This window comes from Comamonas composti DSM 21721 (genome assembly GCF_000429845.1).
GTDB classification, from domain to species: domain Bacteria; phylum Pseudomonadota; class Gammaproteobacteria; order Burkholderiales; family Burkholderiaceae_C; genus Comamonas; species Comamonas composti.
In genome coordinates this window covers 1-3,283 of sequence record NZ_AUCQ01000053.1, presented here as the reverse complement: position 1 = coordinate 3,283, position 3,283 = coordinate 1, and the positions used below count along the sequence as shown (strand labels likewise).

At 50.8% G+C, this 3,283-nt stretch carries 1 tRNA gene and 1 rRNA gene; both read left to right on the top strand.

Features of this window, described 5'->3' with window-relative positions:
* Positions 1-59 precede the first annotated feature (59 nt).
* A tRNA-Ala gene (locus G486_RS0116890) sits at positions 60-135 on the top strand.
* Between the two features lie 370 nt (positions 136-505).
* A 23S ribosomal RNA gene (locus G486_RS0116885) occupies positions 506-3,281 on the top strand.
* The last annotated feature ends 2 nt before the right edge of the window (positions 3,282-3,283 follow it).

Here is a 3,283-nt window from a genome sequence, read left to right as displayed (position 1 = left end):
CGTTGGTTCGAGCCCAACTAGACCCACCAAATTCCAATGCCTGGTTGTCGAGGAACCACGGGGGATTAGCTCAGCTGGGAGAGCACCTGCTTTGCAAGCAGGGGGTCGTCGGTTCGATCCCGTCATCCTCCACCAAAAAAGTGCCGAAAGGTGCTACAATCGTGGGCTTCGCTTCAAAAGCGTTTAATACAAAAGCAGTCTGCTTCAGACTGCTTTTGTATTGATCGATACGATCAATAAAAGGCTGTTCTTTAAAAATTCATAGAGTCGAAATCAGCGTTGCTGGTGGAAAGCGAAATCGAAAGATCTTCGCACCGTGCCGCCAGCAACATTTTGATTGCGTCAAAACAGATATTTTTGCGAATGCAAATATCTAGTAATGACGAATATCTCCAAGATAGCAATATTTTGGATATTCACATTACGGCATAACGCGTGAGGTGAGAGACCTCACACAGTCCAGACATGAAAACCGAGATTCTCGAAAGAGACATCAAAGTTATAGGGTCAAGTGACTAAGAGCATGTGGTGGATGCCTTGGCGATGATAGGCGACGAAAGACGTGATAGCCTGCGAAAAGCTTCGGGGAGCTGGCAAATAAGCTTTGATCCGGAGATATCTGAATGGGGAAACCCACCCGCAAGGGTATCGCATACTGAATACATAGGTATGCGAGGCGAACCGAGTGAACTGAAACATCTAAGTAGCTCGAGGAAAAGACATCAACCGAGATTCCGATAGTAGTGGCGAGCGAATTCGGAACAGCCTTCTAGTGATAGTCAGACAGTTAACAAAACGGCATGGAAAGGCCGACCATAGTAGGTGATAGTCCTGTATGTGAAAACTGACTGGTGGTACTGAGCTAGAGAAAAGTAGGGCGGGGCACGAGAAACCTTGTCTGAATATGGGGGGACCATCCTCCAAGGCTAAATACTCATCATCGACCGATAGTGAACCAGTACCGTGAGGGAAAGGCGAAAAGAACCCCGGGAGGGGAGTGAAATAGATCCTGAAACCGCATGCTTACAAAAAGTCGGAGCCCTTCGGGGTGACGGCGTACCTTTTGTATAATGGGTCAGCGACTTACATTCAGTGGCAAGCTTAACCGAATAGGGGAGGCGTAGAGAAATCGAGTCCGAATAGGGCGTCCAGTCGCTGGGTGTAGACCCGAAACCAAGTGATCTATCCATGGCCAGGATGAAGGTGCCGTAACAGGTACTGGAGGTCCGAACCGACTAGTGTTGCAAAACTAGCGGATGAGCTGTGGATAGGGGTGAAAGGCTAAACAAACTTGGAAATAGCTGGTTCTCTCCGAAAACTATTTAGGTAGTGCCTCAAGTATTACCTGCGGGGGTAGAGCACTGTTTAGGCTAGGGGGTCATGGCGACTTACCAACCCTATGCAAACTCCGAATACCGCAGAGTACAGCTTGGGAGACAGAGCACCGGGTGCTAACGTCCGGACTCAAGAGGGAAACAACCCAGACCGCCAGCTAAGGTCCCTAAAATTGGCTAAGTGGGAAACGAAGTGGGAAGGCTAAAACAGTCAGGATGTTGGCTTAGAAGCAGCCATCATTTAAAGAAAGCGTAATAGCTCACTGATCGAGTCGTCCTGCGCGGAAGATGTAACGGGGCTAAGCCAGTTACCGAAGCTGCGGATGTGCAATTTATTGCACGTGGTAGGAGAGCGTTCTGTAAGCCTGTGAAGGTGCCTGGAGACGGGTGCTGGAGGTATCAGAAGTGCGAATGCTGACATGAGTAGCGTTAAAGGGGGTGAAAAGCCCCCTCGCCGTAAGCGCAAGGTTTCCTACGCAACGTTCATCGGCGTAGGGTGAGTCGGCCCCTAAGGCGAGGCAGAGATGCGTAGCTGATGGGAAACAGGTCAATATTCCTGTACCGATCAATAGTGCGATGTGGGGACGGAGAAGGTTAGCTCAGCCAACTGTTGGATATGTTGGTTCAAGCCTGTAGTCGTGCTCGGTAGGCAAATCCGCCGGGCTTAGATGAGGGGTGATAACGAGTGTGCTTGCACACGAAGTGAGTGATACCCTGCTTCCAGGAAAAGCCACTAAGCTTCAGCTATTGACGACCGTACCGCAAACCGACACTGGTGCGCGAGATGAGTATTCTAAGGCGCTTGAGAGAACTCAGGAGAAGGAACTCGGCAAATTGATACCGTAACTTCGGGAGAAGGTATGCCCTCAGTAGGTGAACCTGTACAAGGGGAGCCCAAAGGGGTTGCAAAAAATCGGTGGCTGCGACTGTTTAATAAAAACACAGCACTCTGCAAACACGAAAGTGGACGTATAGGGTGTGACGCCTGCCCGGTGCTGGAAGATTAAATGATGGGGTGCAAGCTCTTGATTGAAGTCCCAGTAAACGGCGGCCGTAACTATAACGGTCCTAAGGTAGCGAAATTCCTTGTCGGGTAAGTTCCGACCTGCACGAATGGCGTAACGATGGCCACACTGTCTCCTCCTGAGACTCAGCGAAGTTGAAATGTTTGTGATGATGCAATCTCCCCGCGGAAAGACGGAAAGACCCCATGAACCTTTACTGTAGCTTTGTATTGGACTTTGAACGGATCTGTGTAGGATAGGTGGGAGGCTTTGAAGCCAGGACGCTAGTTCTGGTGGAGCCAACGTTGAAATACCACCCTGGTGCGTTTGAGGTTCTAACCCAGGTCCCTAATCGGGATCGGGGACAGTGCATGGTAGGCAGTTTGACTGGGGCGGTCTCCTCCCAAAGCGTAACGGAGGAGTTCGAAGGTACGCTAGTTACGGTCGGACATCGTGACGATAGTGCAATGGCATAAGCGTGCTTAACTGCGAGACTGACAAGTCGAGCAGATGCGAAAGCAGGACATAGTGATCCGGTGGTTCTGTATGGAAGGGCCATCGCTCAACGGATAAAAGGTACTCTGGGGATAACAGGCTGATACCGCCCAAGAGTTCATATCGACGGCGGTGTTTGGCACCTCGATGTCGGCTCATCTCATCCTGGGGCTGTAGTCGGTCCCAAGGGTATGGCTGTTCGCCATTTAAAGAGGTACGTGAGCTGGGTTTAAAACGTCGTGAGACAGTTTGGTCCCTATCTTCCGTGGGCGCTGCAGATTTGAGAGAGCCTGCTCCTAGTACGAGAGGACCGGAGTGGACACACCTCTGGTGTATCGGTTGTCACGCCAGTGGCATTGCCGAGTAGCTAAGTGTGGAAGAGATAACCGCTGAAAGCATCTAAGCGGGAAACTCGTCTCAAGATGAGATCTGCCGGGGGCTTGACCCCCC